This is a genomic window from Luteithermobacter gelatinilyticus (assembly GCF_005849285.1).
In the GTDB taxonomy this organism is placed as follows: Bacteria; Pseudomonadota; Alphaproteobacteria; order Sphingomonadales; family Emcibacteraceae; genus Luteithermobacter; species Luteithermobacter gelatinilyticus.
The window spans coordinates 342,109-359,149 of the sequence record NZ_CP040517.1; the positions used below are offsets into that span (position 1 = coordinate 342,109).

The following is a 17,041-nucleotide window of genomic DNA, read 5'->3' on the forward strand; positions in this document are numbered from 1 at the left end:
TCACATATATCCCTGAGCCCGTTATTTTATTGTTATATCCTAGTTCCGTAGGAACGGGCCCCGATTAACAGTTAATGATAACTGATATCTTCCACGTCCAATCTATCAGAAAACATATCCCGAAGCGACTGGCTCTGGCACCGTCCATCCCATTTTTTTGTGCTTTTATCGCAAACGGTCCGGATATGCACCCGAAAACGGCTGTGGGGCGGCGGGGTTAGAATGACTTGTGACTAGAGTGAATTGTGATAAGACCGGTTCAAATTACTCTAGTCGACGGTGATCTGGTCCTGGATCTCGCCGTCATCTGAAAAACATACGGCCGTCAGACCGCCGCCCCGGCCGCAGCCGCTGTCTATGGTGGCGATATAAGGGTGATCGAGCACCAGACCCTTGTTGCGATGATCATAACCACGAATGACTTTTTTGAAGCCGGAATAGGGGGTGGTGATGTCCTCGAACCGGCCGTTGTCCCACCAGAACTGGTCCCGCTGCATGTCAATGGGGCGGCTGGGGTCCACCGAGGCATGCACAAATAGCAGGGAACCGGTTTCGGTAAAAGCCGCGCGGCGCAGATGTTTGAGCAGATCGCCATGGCCCGGATGGGTGTGGATTTGTCGGCGCAGGCCATTGGTCCAGCGGGTGATGGACAAAGTGCCTTCCCGGGAAATGGCGCGGGCAACATGAGGTTTGGTGCCGTAAGCCTCAATCACGCCGCCCATGCCATGATCCAGAAGCCAGTCCATGATTTCCGCCGGATTGGGCGCAAATTGCAGTTGCAGAAGCTTGCTGAACATTTCTTCCCTGGCCCCGCGCAGATAAACAAAATCCTGCGGCATATACACCGACGGCATGGACATGATCGCCCGGCGGGTTTTCAGCATTTCATCCAATGTCTCGATTGTGCCCGGCCCTTCGCCCAGATAATTGCCAAGATAAATCAGTTTGTCCCGCCGGTACAGGCGGGGTATCAGCTGTTTGTGCAGCTCTCCCAGCCGCCGCGCTTCCCCGTGAATGGCGCCAATAGCCCATAGGCGCTTGGGATGGGACAAGCAGCCATAGCGGTCCGGGTCCATGTGCCGCAGATCTGCCGTTTTGGACTCTGATTCTGCCGTCTCCAGATCTCTTGCTGTCATGAAAAATTGCCCTTTGCCGATCAGATATTCCCGATAATGTATGGGGTTCTGTGGTCCCTTTTATTCCCTTTTATTTTGTATATTCTGTTCAGTGTCTTGTGTTGTCCTGCGTTCGGGGCCGAACCCTGTCCACCCGCCCCGCCCCCGATACGTTATTGACTTCGGCTGTCCAATCAACCAAAAAAAAGAGCCTGAATTATGACAGGCTCTTTATTCCGATCAGCGTTTATCGAAAATCAGGCGACTTTCAGGAAACTTTCCAGTTTTTCCAGCGCTTCTTTTTCGGCAATTTCCTCGACAGCGGCCACTTCCCGGGCCAGGCGGCTGATGGCGGATTCGTAAATTTGCCGTTCACTGTAGGACTGTTCTGTCTGGTCTCCTGAACGGTGCAGGTCCCGCACCACTTCGGCGAGGGAAATCAGATTGCCTGAATTGATCTTGGCTTCATATTCCTGGGCGCGGCGGCTCCACATGGTGCGTTTGACCCGAGCTTTGCCTTTGAGGGTGACATAGGCCTGGTCCATGGTGTCTTTGCTGGACAGGGCCCGCATGCCGGCCGCCACGGCTTTGTTGGTCGGAACCCGCAAGGTCATTTTTTCACTTTCGAAGCGGATCACGTAAAGCTCCAGCTTGATCCCGGAAATTTCCTGTTCTTCGATGTCAATAATGACGCCGACACCATGTTTGGGATAAACGATGTGATCGTTAATCGCAAATTTTAGTTTGTTCGACTTTACCATTTTGAGACTTGATCTCCGACTATACCTGTTGACACGGTTTTTCGCCTTATCAGGCAGTACAAAATATGTCACAGAACCATCATCCAACTGTCAAAAAAATGGCCGACTGTGACAAAAATCCTTCAAAAACACTGAGAATCGTTAAAAAAGCCCCTCCGGACCATCATGCCCTGTTGGTCCGAGAAAAGCCCTTCTCAGGAAAAAAGAAAAGCAGAACAAGCAGATAGTTTCAGGCATGTCCTGTTTTTCTTACAATGTATACAATATAGCATATTTTTAATAAAAAAACACCCCCTAGAAGCGCGTCGCTTCGAGGGGGTGTTATTCCGTTCTGTCCTCAGCCGGAAATTCTTAGCCAGAAATCCTTAGCCAGAAATGTCGCCCTATGGGGGCAGATATGCTGTCGTTATGCGGAATCCTCTGCGGCTCTTTAGAGTGAATTGTGCATCGGTTGGCTCAATTCACTCTAGTGTATGGCATCGAGGCTTCATCATAACAGCTCATGGAGTGACGATCACAGACCTGCCGGGTCACCGTGGGAGCCTTATGGCAGGCTCAGGAGCCGCTGCCCGGTTTGTCACTGAAATATTTCTCAAATTTGTTGCTTTCGTTCTGGGCCTCGTCGGCGCCTTCCATAGGGTCTTTCTTTTCGGTGATATTGGGCCATTCCGCCGAATATTTTTCGCCAAGTTCGATCCATTTTTCCAGGCCGTCTTCTGTATCGGGCAAGATGGCCTCGGCCGGGCATTCGGGTTCGCACACACCGCAGTCAATGCATTCATCGGGGTTGATGACAAGCATGTTTTCGCCTTCATAAAAGCAATCAACCGGACAGACTTCTACGCAGTCCGTATATTTGCAGTTGATGCATGCCTCGGTGACGACATAGGTCATAGAGCTCTCCTATCCTATCCAACCGGCGGTTTGGCCCGCTCAGAGCCTGCCGCTCCTTAACTACACTACGATACCCTGCACAGGCATATACCATGTTTCAGCGGCATCACAAGTGCAAAAACAAATTCTTCCCCCTTGTTTTCCCTGTTTTTTCTCATCCCGGCGTTATTTCACGGACCATCATATGGATCAGCCGCGCCGGTTGAGGACTTTGCGGCGCAGCTCGCCATTGACTCTGTCCGGGACATAAAGCAGTCCCGCAATCCGCCGCATCAGGTTGCTTTCAAAGGCGTCTTCCCGGCCGTCCGCATACACCACTTCCCACAACAGTTCCATAATGTTTTCCCGGCCCTGCTGGTCAAAATGATCCTTGATGGTACGGGTGAAAGACAGAATCTGATGGCTGTTCTCCACATGAGCCTCCGCTTCGGCGAGCAGTTGATCCGCCTGGTCTTCCGGCAGGTGAAGTCGTTCCACCAACAAGGTGCGGATTCGGCGGCGTTCGTTGTCCGAGAAATTGCCGTCCTGTAGCGCCACTTCGACCATGAGCGCGGCGGCTGCCAGTTTCTTTTCCTGCTCGGGATCGACGGGTTCTGTGGTCTGGCCGGAAAAAATCCGGCTGAGTTTTTCCAGTAATGACACGCCAGTTTCCTTCTGTTTACAGCGAGAGTGAATTGTGATGAGAGTGACTCTTAGGCCTAAGTTTAAAACAAATTCCGGTAGAATATACAGATCCTTTTTAAGGTTTTTTCAGCGCACCAGCAGGGGATGCCGGAAATGATCTGGAGCTCCGCAGCGGATGATGTTTTTATGACTTTCCTGTGAAAAAAGTGGTTCAATACCACCGGAAATAACAAGTTTTGTTGCCAAATGCTTCAAAAAAGCATAAAAAGTAAGACTGAAAATACAGTGAAGGTAATGCCGCATTCGTTTCGAAGGTCTGCTTAACTTCCTGATTTTTCCTGTTCTTCCATGACCCTTGAAAGGGAATCATGGAATTTTTTAGAAGTTACTAGATGAAGACATGAAGGACGAATTGATGGCAAACGGTACTGTCAAATGGTTTAACCCCACCAAAGGTTATGGTTTTATTCAGCCCGACGAAGGAGGCAACGATGTGTTCGTGCATATTACGGCCGTCCACAAGGCAGGCATGGACTCTCTGGATGAAGGCCAGAAAGTAAATTACGACCTGGAAGAAGGGCGTAATGGTCGTATGGCCGCCACTAACCTTGTTGCGGGCTGACCTCTAACTTGCCAGAGTAAAAACAGCGAGTAAGAACAGCAGATGCGGGATCCTCCGGGGTCCCGCATTTTTGTTGGGGGCGTTTTGTGAGAATGAATTGTCAGGAACGGAAACAATCGGGAGAAAACTCATGAATCTGGGACTGAAGGGAAAAAAGGCTATTGTCTGTGCTTCCAGCAAGGGATTGGGACGGGCGGTGGCCGAGGCGCTGGCGGCGGAAGGCGTGGACCTTGTTCTGAACGCGCGCCGTTCGGCCCCTCTGGAAGAGACGGCAAGGGAATTACACAAGGCTTATGGCGTGCGGGTTACGCCTGTGGCGGATGATATCACCACCGAGGCAGGGCGGGATAAGGTGTTTGCGGTCTGTCCTGATCCCGATATTTTGATCAATAATGCGGGCGGACCGCCGCCGGGCGATTTCCGCGGCTGGACGGAAAAGGACTGGCAGGCGGCGCTCACGGCCAACATGCTCACCCCCATCGACATGATTCGCCGGACCTTTGATGGCATGGTTGAGCGCCGGTTCGGCCGGATCATCAACATCACCAGTTCGGCGGTCAAATCGCCGATCAAGGCGCTGGGCCTGTCCAATGGCGCGCGAGCGGGCCTCACAGGCTTTGTCGCCGGCATTGCCCGGGACGGGGTGGCCCATAATGTGACCCTGAACAATGTGTTACCCGGCCTGTTTGCCACCGATCGTATGACGACGCTGATTGAAACGATTTCCGCCCGGGAGAATAGTTCCGAACGCGAGGTGATTGCTGGTCTGACCCACAGCTTTCCAGCCGGGCGGCTGGGCAAGCCGGAGGAATTTGGGGCGCTGTGCGCCTTCTTTTGCAGCACCTTGGCGGCCTATATTACTGGTCAGAATATTCTGATTGACGGCGGCGATTATCCGGGCACTTTCTGAGCGGACAAGACAAAAAACCCGGGGTCGTGAAACCCCGGGCCAAGGGAGCAGTTTTTCAGGATGAAACCATCAGAACCGGTAATCCACGGTCAGGGTGAAGGTCCGCGGATTGCCGTAAAAGGCGGTTAGCGTGCCTTCCGTTCCCAGCGTCGGGGTGATGGTGCCGTCATCCCCGATGGCAACGAAATTATACCCGGCCACGATATATTTCTTGTCGGTGATGTTCTTGGCATGCAGCCCGACGGACAGTTTGTCATCTTCCGCATTCCAGACGATGCTGGCGTCCCACAGCGCAAAGCCAGGCTGATCCAGGAACGGGTTGGGGGTTTCAAACTGGCTGGCGTCGCTGCGATAGGCCAGGGACGTGATCAGCGACAGCGCGCCGTCATAGGAGCCCAGCGCCATCGGCCGGGTATAATGCAGCGAACCGCTGGCCGTCCATTCCGGGGTGTTCTGGAATACCCGCTCATCTGCCACGTCTTGCCCGAAGGCGTCGATAAATTCGTTAAACTTGGCGTCGAGATATCCTACCGCCCAGGTCATGTTCAGCGTATCGCCCTGACCGGTCATATCGGCTGCCAGAAGGGCGCGGCCTTCGACTTCGATACCGTTAACGTCTGCGTCGCCGGCATTGGACGTAACCCCGATAAAGGTGCCGTCAGGTGCGCCAACGGAGCCCGGGATCTGAATGTCGGTATAGCTGGACAGGAAACCGGCAACGCTGATGTCCATGCGATTGTCGAACAGCGAGGCTTTCCAGCCCAGTTCGAATGTCTTCACGGTCTCGGGCTCGAACGACATGAAGGCGAAAATATCCGCGTCATCAATGTCGCCGTCGCCATCCAGGTCAGGAGCCGCCGTTGTCTGACCGCGCGGGTCGAACCCGCCGCCTTTGAACCCTTCGCTATAGCTGAAATAGATATTATGGTCATCGTTGGGTTTCCAGCTCACTGATGCGCGCGGCGTGAATTTGGTGAATTTTTCGCTGCCGTCAAAGTCAGACGTGGTGGCGATCAGGATCGGGTTGCCGCCGAATCGTTCGGATGCGCCGCCGATAAAGGTGCGCCGAAGTACGCGTGAGGAGCGTTTGTCGCTGGTATAGCGTCCGCCGACGGAGACGCTGACCTGTTCGGTGAGGTCATAGGTGAAGTCGCCGAAGACGGACCAGGTTTTGGTGTCCACGTCGCCAAACGTATTGGCGTTGAGCCCCGGCAGGCCAAGAATGTCGCCGGTTGTCCCCAGAATCACGTCAAAATCGTTGAGCGCATTAGCCTCAAGATAATAAAAACCGGCCACGCCGCTCAGCTTCTCGCCTTCATACAGGATCTGGAACTCTTCCGAAAACTGATCATTCTCGTACACCACCGGCACATCGACATCGGCAACCGGCAGGCTGTCGAAATCAATGGGGCTGTAGGATTCATCCTTGCGGTAGGCCACGATGTTTTTCAGCATCAGGGTATCCGTGAGCTGCCATTCAAACAGGCCGGAAAAACCATAGGCTTCGACGCTCTGGACCGGATTGTTGAGGCCGGCGCGGGTGTCAAAGACATCGTCAAGTACCGGATCGCCTGAGGTGCTCGGGATCAGGCGGTGTCCCTGCCGCGGATCAGAATCATCTTTCACATAGTCGGCGGCAAGCCGGATGAAGATATTCTCAGAAGGCAGCAGTTCCACGGAACCACGTCCTGCCAAGACCTGTTTGTGATAATTGTCAATGCCTTCGAGGTTCAGGTTTTCCCCAAAACCGTCGCGGTTGAGGGTGGCAAACGAGGCGCCAACCCGAACCATGTCTGAAATCGGCACGCTGCCGGAAACAACCAGGTCAAGTTGTTTATAGCTCCCGACCGACCCCCGGACATTGAGTTCCGGTTCTTCGCCCAAACGCTTGGTGACATATTTCACGGCGCCGCCGATGGTGTTGCGGCCATACAGGGTGCCCTGGGGCCCGCGCAACACCTCGATGCGCTCCACATCGTAAATGTCCAGCACCGCGCCCTGGGGCCGGTTGAGGTAGACATCGTCGATATAAAGGCCAACCCCGGCTTCAAACCCCGCAACCGGGTCCTGCTGACCGATACCGCGAATAAACGCTGTCAACGTCGTGTTGGTGCCGCGGGAGACTTCAAGGGTCAGGTTCGGGGTGAATTTTGCCACTTCGACAATGTCCTGAACGCCCTGGTTTTCCAGCATCTGGGCGCCAAAGGCGGAAACGGCGACCGGCACATCCTGCAACGATTCCGACCGGCGCCGCGCAGTGACGACAATTTCATCAAGTGCCATACCGCTTTCGACATTTTCTTCTGCCGCCCAGGCCGGCGCGGCAATACTCATCGCGCCGGCCAGGACGCCCCCCAGAATCCCCGTGCCCAAAACGCTATGCAAGGAAACTGTGGGCAAGGAAACTGTGGGCAAGGAAACTGTGGGTAAGGAAACTGTGGAAAGAATTCTGTTTTTGTGTGGTGTCTTATGCATCAGATCAACCTCCCGGATGGTTAAAGTTTTTTGCCCTGCACGATATTTCGGGTGCGATACTGGACGTGATCTTGCGTCCACGCGGCTTCCCAAGAGTGCAGGGGGTTCAACAATATTGCTGCCACCCTATCACAGGCCGCTGCTGATGACCCTATAGACCTAGGTCCATATACCCCCCCGGCTTTGCTTTGTCCTAAGATAAACCTCTGTAAATTCAAAAAATTACTATAAATCAGATAGATAGATGGGGGCGTGATCAGGGAGATGGTAATTCGATGTTAAGCCTTATCGGACTTATTGGCGGACTGGCGCTGCTCATAATTCTGACCATTCGCGGGGTCAGCATCATGATCGCGGCGCCATTTTGCGCGTTGATTGTGGCGCTGACGGGCGATCTGTCGCTGATGCCGCAACTGGTGGACCGGGCGACGGATCCGCAGGCGGTCGATTATGTCACCCGCTACATGACGGGGTTCACCCGGTTTATTTTTTCCTGGTTTTTCATGTTTCTGCTGGGGGCTCTGTTCGGCAAGGTCATGGAGGATAGCGGCGCCGCCTACAGCTTTTCCGACTGGCTCATCGGCAAGCTGGGGCGCAACAATGCCCTGCTGGCGGTGGTGGCCGCCTGTGCCGTGTTGACCTATGGCGGGGTGAGTGTGTTTGTGGTGGCCTTTTCCGTCTACCCAATTGCGCTCAGCCTGTTTAAGGAAGCCGATCTGCCGCGCCGGTTTATCCCGGCCACCATGGCCTTTGGGTCCGTGACGTTTACCATGACCTCGGCCGGGTCGCCGGAAATTCAGAACTGGATTCCCATCAAGTTTCTGGGCACCACCCATTTTGCCGGCTGGCAGGTCAGTCTGGTGGTAGCGTTGGTGATGATGGTGATGGGGTATATGTGGCTGAAATTCATGGTGCGCCGGGCCGTGGCCAATGGAGAACGCTTTGAGATCCGTGTGGATGACGTGTTCGAACGCTCTGCCAGTAGCCTGCCGCATCCGGTGCTCAGCCTATTGCCGTTGCTGGCGGTATTGGGGGTATCATTTTTCTTTCATGACACCCTGAAGGAATCCGCGTTGATCGTTGCCCTGCTGAGCGGGGTTCTGATGGGGATATTTCTGAATCTGAAACGGTTTGAGAATTTGCAGAAAACCTGCGCTATTGGGGCGACAGGCGCGGTGATTGCCATTGCCAACACGGCGGCGGTGGTGGGGTTTGGCACCGTAGCGCAGGCGACGCCGGCTTTTGCCGAGGCGGTGGCTTTCATGACCAGCCTGCCAGGCAATGAACTGGTGGGCGCGGCCGTGGCGGTGACGGTGATTGCCGGGCTTACCGGTTCGGCCTCCGGCGGGCAGTCCATTGCTCTGCCGCTCCTGGCCCCCCATTATCTGGAGGCCGGGGTCAATCCCGATGCCTTGCACCGGGTGGTGGCCATTGCCTCCGGTGCGCTCGATAGCCTGCCCCATAATGGCTATGTGGTGACCACCATTCAGGCCATCTGCAAGGAAACTCATAAAAATGCCTATGCGCCACTCGGGGCGCTGACGGTGATCGTGCCAACCCTTGGGCTGATCCTGGCGATTGCCCTGTTTGTGATATAAGAGATCGAAAATGAAACAATTTCATAAAAAAACGATTCTGCCTTTGGTGGCCCTGACGGGCGTGTTGTTCAGTAGCGCTGTTGCCGGAGGAACACAGAAACTCGCCACAAACCTCCCGGGGGAACAGGGAATCCGGCCCGAGTATCTGTTAGGGCAGGAAGTCATTACCTATTATGACGGTACCGACAATGACCTGCTTACGGCGGGACTGGGCACCAAGGGATTGAACGGCCCGGAACCGGCGCCGCAGGATCCCCTGAATCCCACCGACGAGGAATTGCGGCGGCTGACCATTTATACCAATTTCCGGGCGCTGGTGGATGTGACGGAAGCCGGTGGATATGGCCGGCTGTATGGCCCCAAGGGAGAGGGTAAAGTGGCGGGCCATGAATATCTGGTCATGGGAGAGGTGGACGGTCTCAACCATCCTGTGACGTTCATGGTTCAGGTGCCGGATCATTTTGATCCCGAAGACCCCTGTCTCATCACCGCGCCGTCGTCCGGCGGGCGCACGGTATATGGCGCGGTGGGCACGGTGGGAAGCTGGGCCCTGCCCAAGGGATGCGCCGTAGCCTATACGGACAAAGCCACCGGCATTGGGGTGCAGTATCTGCGCGACCACCAAGGGCATGACATGAGGGGACGGCTGATCTCTTTGGACGAGAACAAAGAACTGCCTTTCCGCCTGGCCATGAATGAAAGTCTGAAAGCCTTCATCAAGGACCACCCACAGCACGTGGCTCTGAAACATGCCCATTCCCGGGACAATTCCCAGAAAGACTGGGGCCGGATCGTGCTCAACTCCATCGACGTGGCGTTTTATATCCTAAACAAACATCATCGTGCCCAGGAAGATGCGCCGCGCTATACCCGCGATACTGTGCTGGTGATTGCGTCCAGCATTTCCAATGGCGGCTATAGTTCCCTCAAAGCGCTTGAAGCGGACCGGGAAGGTCTGATCGACGGACTGGTGGTTTCCGAACCCAATGTGATGCCGGATATGGCCACAGCGCCGTCCGTTGTTATTGAGTCTGCGGGAGAGGTGTTGGAATCGCCGGGCCAGTCGTTTCTGGATTATGCCAGCCGGATGAATGTGCTGTTACCTTGCGCATTTGTTTTGGAACCGATGACAAATCCGCTGAAGGCGCTGATTCCTACCGGGCAGGAAGCGCTGGAAAACCGCTGCCGGACTCTGGCGGCACACGATATTGTGACGGGTGAAACCGTTGAGGACATGGCCCGGGATGCCCGGGAGCAGTTGCGGGCCTATGGCATTCTGGACGAGACCCGACTGTTGGACGGGTTTTCGGTGTTTGCGGAAATCTGGCCTTCCGTGGTCACGGACTACACCCTTGCCTATGGCCGGTACGGGGTGGAAGACAATCTGTGTGGCATCGGCATCGCGCCGGCGGACCAGCAAGGCGTTGTCACCTCGTATTCCGATATCCAGAAACACACCAATTTTGCCAAAAGTTCCGGCATGATTCCCAATAATGGCCTGTATTGGGTGAAAAAGGCCGGGGATGGCTGGAAGCGCAGCCTGTATGTGCCGAACCCGGAAAACGGCCTTCTGGACCTGGATGGGGCGGGGGCACTGTGTCTGGACGAGCTGGTCCGGGATAATCCGGCGGTGGCCCGGGGCAAGCAGGAAGTGAAAAACAGTGGCGATCTGGGCGGGCGGCCGGCGATCATTATTCATGGCCGCATGGACAACCTGATTCATGTGAATCATGCCTCACGCCCCTATTACGCACTCAATAAGCTGCGCGAAGGGGAAAAATCCGCTCTCAGATATTATGAGGTTCGCCACGGCCAGCATTTCGACAGCCTGCCCATGTTCCCGGTCTATGCGCCGCATCTGGTGCCGCTGCATTATTATTTGGAACAGGGGCTGGAGTTGATGTGGGATCATCTGAAATCCGGTCGCGCCCTGCCGCCCAGCCAGGTCATCCCCAGTGTGCCACGCGGCATCAATGAGAAGGGCACCATCCCGCCACTGGACCAGCGCAATGTCCCGCCCATTCTGGAAAAGCCCGGAAAAAATGCTATTACATTTGACGGCGGGCGCCTCATGATCCCAGAATAGGCCCGGGAAGAAAAGCTGATACAGCGCACGGTCTTTACCATGAGGGCGTGCGCAATGCCATTCCCACTTTGTGGATCGCCATGGCTCCTTTGGGGCTTCGCGGTGACGGAAACTGACAAGATGTTTTGTCACAAGGTGTTTTGTCCCAAGGTGTTTTGTCATTGCGCGCGAGGGTCGCGAGCGCGACAATGCATGAAGTTCGTGCTCCGCCCTTTACGGATCCACCGCCCCCGCTGATGTGGGGTTGCGCAGATGGATCTGGGCGGCGGTTGGTAATGGAGGAACAGACGGGATGAGAAACAACCATCCATGACGGAAGGTTTGGTAAAAAACTTTCCAGAGGGAACAACATGCTGAACAACTGGTCCATCATTCTCATCTCGCTGGGGTATATGGGGCTGCTGTTTTTTATTGCCTGGCTTGGTGACCGCCGTCCCGAACGTCTCAACCGGTCCCGCTGGCGACCGATCATTTACGGTCTGGGATTTGCCGTGCATACCACCACATGGGGCATGTACGGTACGATCGGCCAGACAGTGCAGACCGGCTGGATCACCGGCCCCACCTATATTGGCGGCATTATTGTCATGCTGCTGATGGGCGGCTTTCTTGCCAAGATGCTAGCGGTGGGGCACCGCCAGCATATCACCTCCATCGCCGATTTTATTTCGGCCCGATATGGAAAATCCCAATCTCTGGCGGTTTTTGTCACCGTGGTGGCGATTATTGGGGTCACGCCCTATATTGCCTTGCAGCTTAAGGCGCTGGCGGTCAGTTTCAACGTTCTGGCCGGGGCTGGCGAAGGGGCGGGCTGGCCGTCCACCTCGCAGCCTTTCGGGCGGGATACGGCCCTGTTTGTGGCGGTGGTCATGGCCCTGTTTTCCATCCTGTTCGGCACCCGGCGAATCGTTTCTTCCGAACGGCATGAAGGCATGATGCTGGCCATCGCCTTTGAGACTCTGGTCAAACTCACGGCGTTCCTGGCGGTGGGCCTTTTTGTCACTTTCGGGCTGTATGACGGTTTTCTCCATATTTCTGAGACCGCCGCACTGGAGGGGATTTACGCACATCTGGCGGCGGAAGAAACCCGGCAATACAGTTTTCTCACCTCCATTTTTCTGGGGGGATTGGCGATTTTCTGTCTGCCTCGGTCGTTTCATGTGATGGTGGTGGAAAATAACGAAGCCGGAGACCTGAAGCAGGCCCGCTGGGTTTTTGCCGCTTTTCTGTTGCTCATGGGGATTTTTATCTGGCCCATTGCAAGCGCCGGTCTGTTGCTGCTGCCGGAAGGCGCCAATCCGGAAATGTTTATTCTGGAACTGCCGCTCATGGCCGAGAAGCCCTGGCTTGCCCTGTTTGTTTATATCGGGGGGCTTTCCGCAGCGACCAGCATGGTGATCGTCTCTTCCGTGGCGCTCAGCATTATGATCTGCAATGATGTGGTGATGCCGTTTCTGTTGCGGCTGCCGTATTTCACACGGGACAAATCCCGTGATTTTGCGGGGCTGGTGCGTCTGGTCCGGCGGCTGGCCATTGTCGGCATCCTGGCGCTGGCCTATATTTATTATCGCCTGCTGGCGGATTATACGGAACTGGCGTCTTTTGGCCTCCTGTCCATGGCGCTGCTTAGCCAGTTTGCCCCCTCGCTGATTGGTGGTCTTTACTGGAAGGCGGGGCATCGGCGGGGGGTGATGGCGGGTCTGGTGATGGGATTCGGGGTCTGTCTTTACACCCTTCTGCTGCCCGAACTGGCCCGTTCGGGCCTGATTGATTCGGCATTTCTCCAGAACGGCCCCTTTGGCCTGCGCTGGTTGCGGCCCGAAGCCCTGATGGGTATTGAGGCCATGGACCGGATTGGCAACGGCCTGTTCTGGAGTCTGCTGGTCAATACTGGGGGATATGTTTTTGTGTCGCTGCGCTCACGGCCCAATCTGGTGGAGCATATTCAGGCGGCAAGCTTTACCGATCATGACCAGGATCCGGTCCGCGATGATCTTCCCCCGTTCCGCAGCGCCGCCACCAATGCCGATTTGCAGACCCTGGCCGAACGTTTTATTGGCGAAGAGGCGGCGCAGGAAGCGTTTCGCAAATTCGCCCGGGATAAGGATGTGCAGCTTGGCCCCGCCGATAAAGCCTCCTCTACCACCATTCATTTTACTGAACGGCTGTTGGCCGGTGCCATCGGCTCGGCGTCGGCTCGGGTGGTGCTCCGTATGGCGTTGGAAGGGCGCGACATGGGTGTGGAGGATTTTGTCAGCATCGTGGACGAAGCCTCCAGCGTGTTTAAATACAATCGCGACCTGTTGCAATCCTCCATGGATAATGTCAGTCCGGGCATCAGCGTGGTGGATCACAATCTGCGTCTGGTGGCCTGGAACAAAAGTTATGAAGCCATGTTCGGCTATCCGGAGGGGTTTTTATATGAAGGCCGCCATGTCGCCGATCTCCTGCGCTACAACGCCGAACAGGGGCAGTTTGGTGATAGCGATCCGCAAGAAGAAATCCGTAAACGCCTTGCCTATATGGAACAGGGGTCGGCCTATACCTATCAGCGCTGGCGCAGGGATGGCACGGTCATTGAAATGCGTGGCAAACCTATGCCGGGCGGCGGGTTTGTCACCAGTTATACGGATATTACCGAATTCAAAAAGGCGGAGCAGGCGCTCAAGGAAGCCAATGAAACCCTCGAGCAGCGGGTGCGCGAGCGCACCCGGGCCTTAACCGAAGCCAATAAAAATCTCATTCTTGCCAAACAGGAGGCAGACCGGGCCAATAAAAGCAAAACCCGGTTTCTGGCGGCGGTGAGCCATGATGTGTTGCAGCCGCTCAACGCTGCGAAACTGTTCGCCACGGCCCTGGCTCAGCAGAATTATGACGCGAAGACCCATGATCTTATTGATCATCTTCACAGCGCCCTGAATTCGGTGGAGGATATTCTGCGCGAGGTGCTGGATATTTCCAAACTGGAATCGGGGGCCATCCGGCCAGAGGTCACGACGGTGTCCCTGCGTGAGCTGTTTGACAATCTGAGCCGGGAATTCCTGCCCCTGTTTCGGGAAAAGGGTCTTGAGCTGCGCACCGTTGGCACCGATGTTGCCGTGCGCAGCGACCGGCAGTTTTTGCGCCGCATTTTGCAGAATTTCCTGTCCAACGCCCTGAATTATACGCGGGCGGGCAAGGTGCTATTGGGATGTCGCCGGGCGGGCCCCGGCCATCTTCGTCTTGAAGTCTGGGATATGGGGCCGGGTATTCCCGAAAGTCACAGAGAGGCTATTTTCGGGGAGTTTCAGCGGCTTGATCTCCATGACAATGGCGGCCCGAAGGGGGCCAAAGGGCTGGGGCTGGGCCTGGCGATTGTCCGGCATATGAGCCGGATTCTTGATCATCCGGTAACGCTCAGATCCTGGCCGGGTCAGGGCAGCGTGTTTGCCGTGACGGTACCCCTGGACCATAAAGCCGCCGATCCTGTCCGTCGCGAAGACCGTGCCGTGCCGCCGGCGAGGTTGTTTGCTGGGGCGGAAGTGATCTGTCTGGACAATGATCCCGCCATTCTCAGGGGCATGGAAGCGTTGCTGGAGGAGTGGGGATTGAAAGTGATTTGCTGCCGCACGGAGGAGGAGTTTATGGACCGCCTTAACGGCCATCGCCCGGGAGTGATTCTTGCGGATTATCATCTGGACGGCGCCCGCAACGGGCTGGATATTCTGGCGGATCTGAAAGGCCGTCTGGATGTGCCCTGTATCGTGATTTCCGCGGACCAGATGGATCACGTGAAAAAAGAAGCGCGTCGTCAAGGCTATTACTATCTCAGCAAGCCGCTCAAGGCGGCCTCGCTCCGGGCGTTGCTGAATAAACTTCTGAGCTAGAGTGAATTGCGAATAGGTTGGTTCAATTCACTCTAGGCCCGGTCGGTTTGCTTTCGTTTGATGACCCGGTTTGCAAGCTTTGCTGTCATGGCGAGTCAGCGCGAGTCAGCGCGAGTCAGCGCGAGTCAGCGTCAAAGCCGAGTTCGTCCAGGTCCAGCCGTTTCATCGCAGCCACGATCTGGGTGCGCCGGAAAACGCCGAATTTTTTCAGAATGGCGGTCATGTGGGCTTTGACAGTGGAAATGGACAGCCCCATTTCATAAGCAATCTGTTTGTTGAGCAGCCCTTGGGCCATATAACACAGGACCCGGTATTGCTGCGGGGTGAGGCCGCCCAGGATTTCCGCAAGTTGTTTTTGATCCAGATCCGGTTCATGGTGCTGCTCCCGCGCCTGTTGCGGGATCCAGACCTGTCCCTTGTCAATCGTTTTCAGGGCGTCGGCCATCTCAGGCAGACTTAAGGATTTGGGAATGAACCCCGACGCGCCATAGCCGATACACTGATGAACGGTCTTGCTGCTTTCATTGCCGGAAACGATCACAATGGGCAGGTCCGGATGATGTTCGCGCATAAAAATCAGCCCGGAATAGCCATAAGTTCCCGGCATGCTCAGGTCCAGAAGCAGCAGGTCGAGAGCCGTTCCCCGGTCCAGTTCGGCCTGTAGGCCCTCAAAATTTCCGGCTTCTTTGATTTCGGTGTCGCCAAAGGCCTGGGGGATGGCCTGGCGCAATGCAATCCGGAACAGGGGGTGGTCGTCAGCTATAAGTATGGTTTTTGTCATGAGCCCGACAGATGAATTGTTTCTCCCGCGGGGTATGCTAACGGTTTTGCCGATCAAGGTACAGGAAATATCTTGGCGGAACAGGGCAAAAGAGACAACAAAAAAGCCACATGCGAGTCAGATAATTTTGAAACCCGACATCGTTCAGCGGATCAAGGCGCGTCATCTCCGCCTTACAGGTCCGGCGCGTTCGTCGCCTTTTGCCGTTTGGCTTCCTCGGCTTTTCTTCGAAGGTCAGCCTGATACGCCATGGCGGCTTTTCTATGGAAGTATTCCTGCCCCGGATTGACGAGCTTGGCTTCCATATTATTGACGATCCCGCCATTGAAGGTCAGCGAATAAATTAGTGCGGTTGCGCATTTCTCGGGCGGATGCCCCATGTCGTCAGGATAGCTGCTCGCTTGTCTCTTCGCTGGCAAATTCGATTTCAGCGGCGCGCAGTCCGCGGCACCAGAAGGGTAGAGCCATTTCAGCAGCAAAATTGCACCGGCCTTGTCTTCTTCCGTAGGTGGACCGTATTTGTCGATCAGGAACTGGCGGTATACTTCCAACGAGGTTTGTCGATCACTAAGGGAACTGTAATGCTCCTTACGATAGATGGACTCTACCAGGTTGTCGGCCGGCGGTTTTGCGAAACTGATCTGAATTTCGTGGGTGTTTCCCGGGCCAATGGCGCGCAGGCCAGTAACGAATGCGCCCGGCGTATCTGCTTTGATCGGTGGCCACCCTGATGAATGGTCGGGGTCGAATGATGACCAGGTGCGGGGTAGGAGTCGAACGTTGTCCGGCTTGTTTTCATTCAACGCCGCTTCGGCCTCATCCGGTGTCATGCCTAGGCGCACGCCGAGAATATCGGCTTCGACAGCGGCGACGTCAGCCTCCAGCGCGGCCGGCGCGCCTGTTGATGCGACGGACGTGTTCTCTGAATTGCCGGAGCTTTCGGCAGCGTCCTTACTCCCGTCTCCACAGGACATCAACAATACTGACAAGGCCGCAATCGAAAAGGCCGCAATCGAAAATGTGGATTTAACAGATAAGTGTTTCATTCTTGTCCCTCCATTTTGGTTGAAGAAATACAAACCCGCTCCACATTTGCAATTTACTCTAATGCGGCCGCAATGAACTAAAATCCATAAATAACTACTTTAGCATATTGTGGTCTAACGGTGCAAACGTCAGGTTGCCGGCTTCGCGGATGGCAGTGGCGCAAGAGGTGCAGATAACAAAAAAGCCGCTCGATGGCGGCCGGGAGTTTCGCTTTTCCAAACTCTGATACTCGTCTTGTCCCCGTATAATTGCTCTGGTGTCA

General features: G+C 55.3%; 12 protein-coding genes. 5 read left to right on the forward strand and 7 right to left on the reverse strand.

Annotated features, from left to right (window positions below):
- Positions 1 to 269 precede the first annotated feature (269 nt).
- From FE788_RS01535 to FE788_RS01550, 4 genes are all read right to left on the reverse strand, one after another.
- Positions 270 to 1,136 (reverse strand): metallophosphoesterase family protein, encoded by an 867-nt coding sequence (locus FE788_RS01535; RefSeq protein WP_210414084.1) that lies wholly within the window; start codon positions 1,134 to 1,136, stop codon positions 270 to 272.
- 236 nt (positions 1,137 to 1,372) lie between these two features.
- Entirely contained in the window at positions 1,373 to 1,876 is a 504-nt protein-coding gene (locus FE788_RS01540; protein ID WP_138378986.1) for a CarD family transcriptional regulator, read from the reverse strand.
- Positions 1,877 to 2,431: 555 nt separating this feature from the next.
- A complete protein-coding gene (gene fdxA, locus FE788_RS01545; RefSeq protein WP_138378987.1) occupies positions 2,432 to 2,770 on the reverse strand; it encodes a ferredoxin FdxA in 339 nt (112 codons plus the stop codon).
- A 189-nt stretch (positions 2,771 to 2,959) separates the two neighbouring features.
- Entirely contained in the window at positions 2,960 to 3,412 is a 453-nt protein-coding gene (locus FE788_RS01550; protein WP_168190214.1) for a tellurite resistance TerB family protein, read from the reverse strand.
- A 397-nt stretch (positions 3,413 to 3,809) separates the two neighbouring features.
- Between FE788_RS01550 and FE788_RS01555 the strand changes: the two genes are divergently transcribed.
- Both FE788_RS01555 and FE788_RS01560 read left to right on the forward strand, forming a co-directional pair.
- Entirely contained in the window at positions 3,810 to 4,016 is a 207-nt protein-coding gene (locus FE788_RS01555; protein WP_138378989.1) for a cold-shock protein, read from the forward strand.
- A 130-nt stretch (positions 4,017 to 4,146) separates the two neighbouring features.
- Entirely contained in the window at positions 4,147 to 4,926 is a 780-nt protein-coding gene (locus FE788_RS01560; protein ID WP_138378990.1) for an SDR family oxidoreductase, read from the forward strand.
- Positions 4,927 to 4,995: 69 nt separating this feature from the next.
- On the opposite strand, the gene FE788_RS01565 is transcribed toward FE788_RS01560, so the two are convergent.
- Positions 4,996 to 7,260, reverse strand: a complete 2,265-nt coding sequence (locus tag FE788_RS01565) for a TonB-dependent receptor (protein WP_138381245.1) — start codon at positions 7,258 to 7,260, stop codon at positions 4,996 to 4,998.
- A gap of 416 nt (positions 7,261 to 7,676) precedes the next feature.
- On the opposite strand from FE788_RS01565, the gene FE788_RS01570 reads away from it, so the two are divergent.
- The 3 genes from FE788_RS01570 to FE788_RS01580 all read left to right on the forward strand — a co-directional run bounded on the left by FE788_RS01570 (position 7,677) and on the right by FE788_RS01580 (position 14,951).
- Positions 7,677 to 8,999, forward strand: a complete 1,323-nt coding sequence (locus tag FE788_RS01570) for a GntP family permease (RefSeq protein ID WP_138378991.1) — start codon at positions 7,677 to 7,679, stop codon at positions 8,997 to 8,999.
- Between the two features lie 10 nt (positions 9,000 to 9,009).
- Positions 9,010 to 11,085, forward strand: coding sequence for a 3-hydroxybutyrate oligomer hydrolase family protein (locus FE788_RS01575; protein WP_138378992.1), 2,076 nt, complete (start codon positions 9,010 to 9,012; stop codon positions 11,083 to 11,085).
- 350 nt (positions 11,086 to 11,435) lie between these two features.
- Positions 11,436 to 14,951, forward strand: coding sequence for a PAS domain-containing hybrid sensor histidine kinase/response regulator (locus FE788_RS01580; protein WP_138378993.1), 3,516 nt, complete (start codon positions 11,436 to 11,438; stop codon positions 14,949 to 14,951).
- 115 nt (positions 14,952 to 15,066) lie between these two features.
- Here FE788_RS01580 and FE788_RS01585 read toward each other — a convergent pair whose 3' ends face one another.
- Positions 15,067 to 15,732 carry a response regulator transcription factor gene (locus FE788_RS01585; protein WP_138378994.1) on the reverse strand — a complete coding sequence of 222 codons (666 nt, stop codon included), beginning with the start codon at positions 15,730 to 15,732 and terminating at the stop codon, positions 15,067 to 15,069.
- Positions 15,733 to 15,905: 173 nt separating this feature from the next.
- Positions 15,906 to 16,778, reverse strand: a complete 873-nt coding sequence (locus tag FE788_RS01590) for a hypothetical protein (protein ID WP_138378995.1) — start codon at positions 16,776 to 16,778, stop codon at positions 15,906 to 15,908.
- Between the last annotated feature and the right edge of the window lie 263 nt (positions 16,779 to 17,041).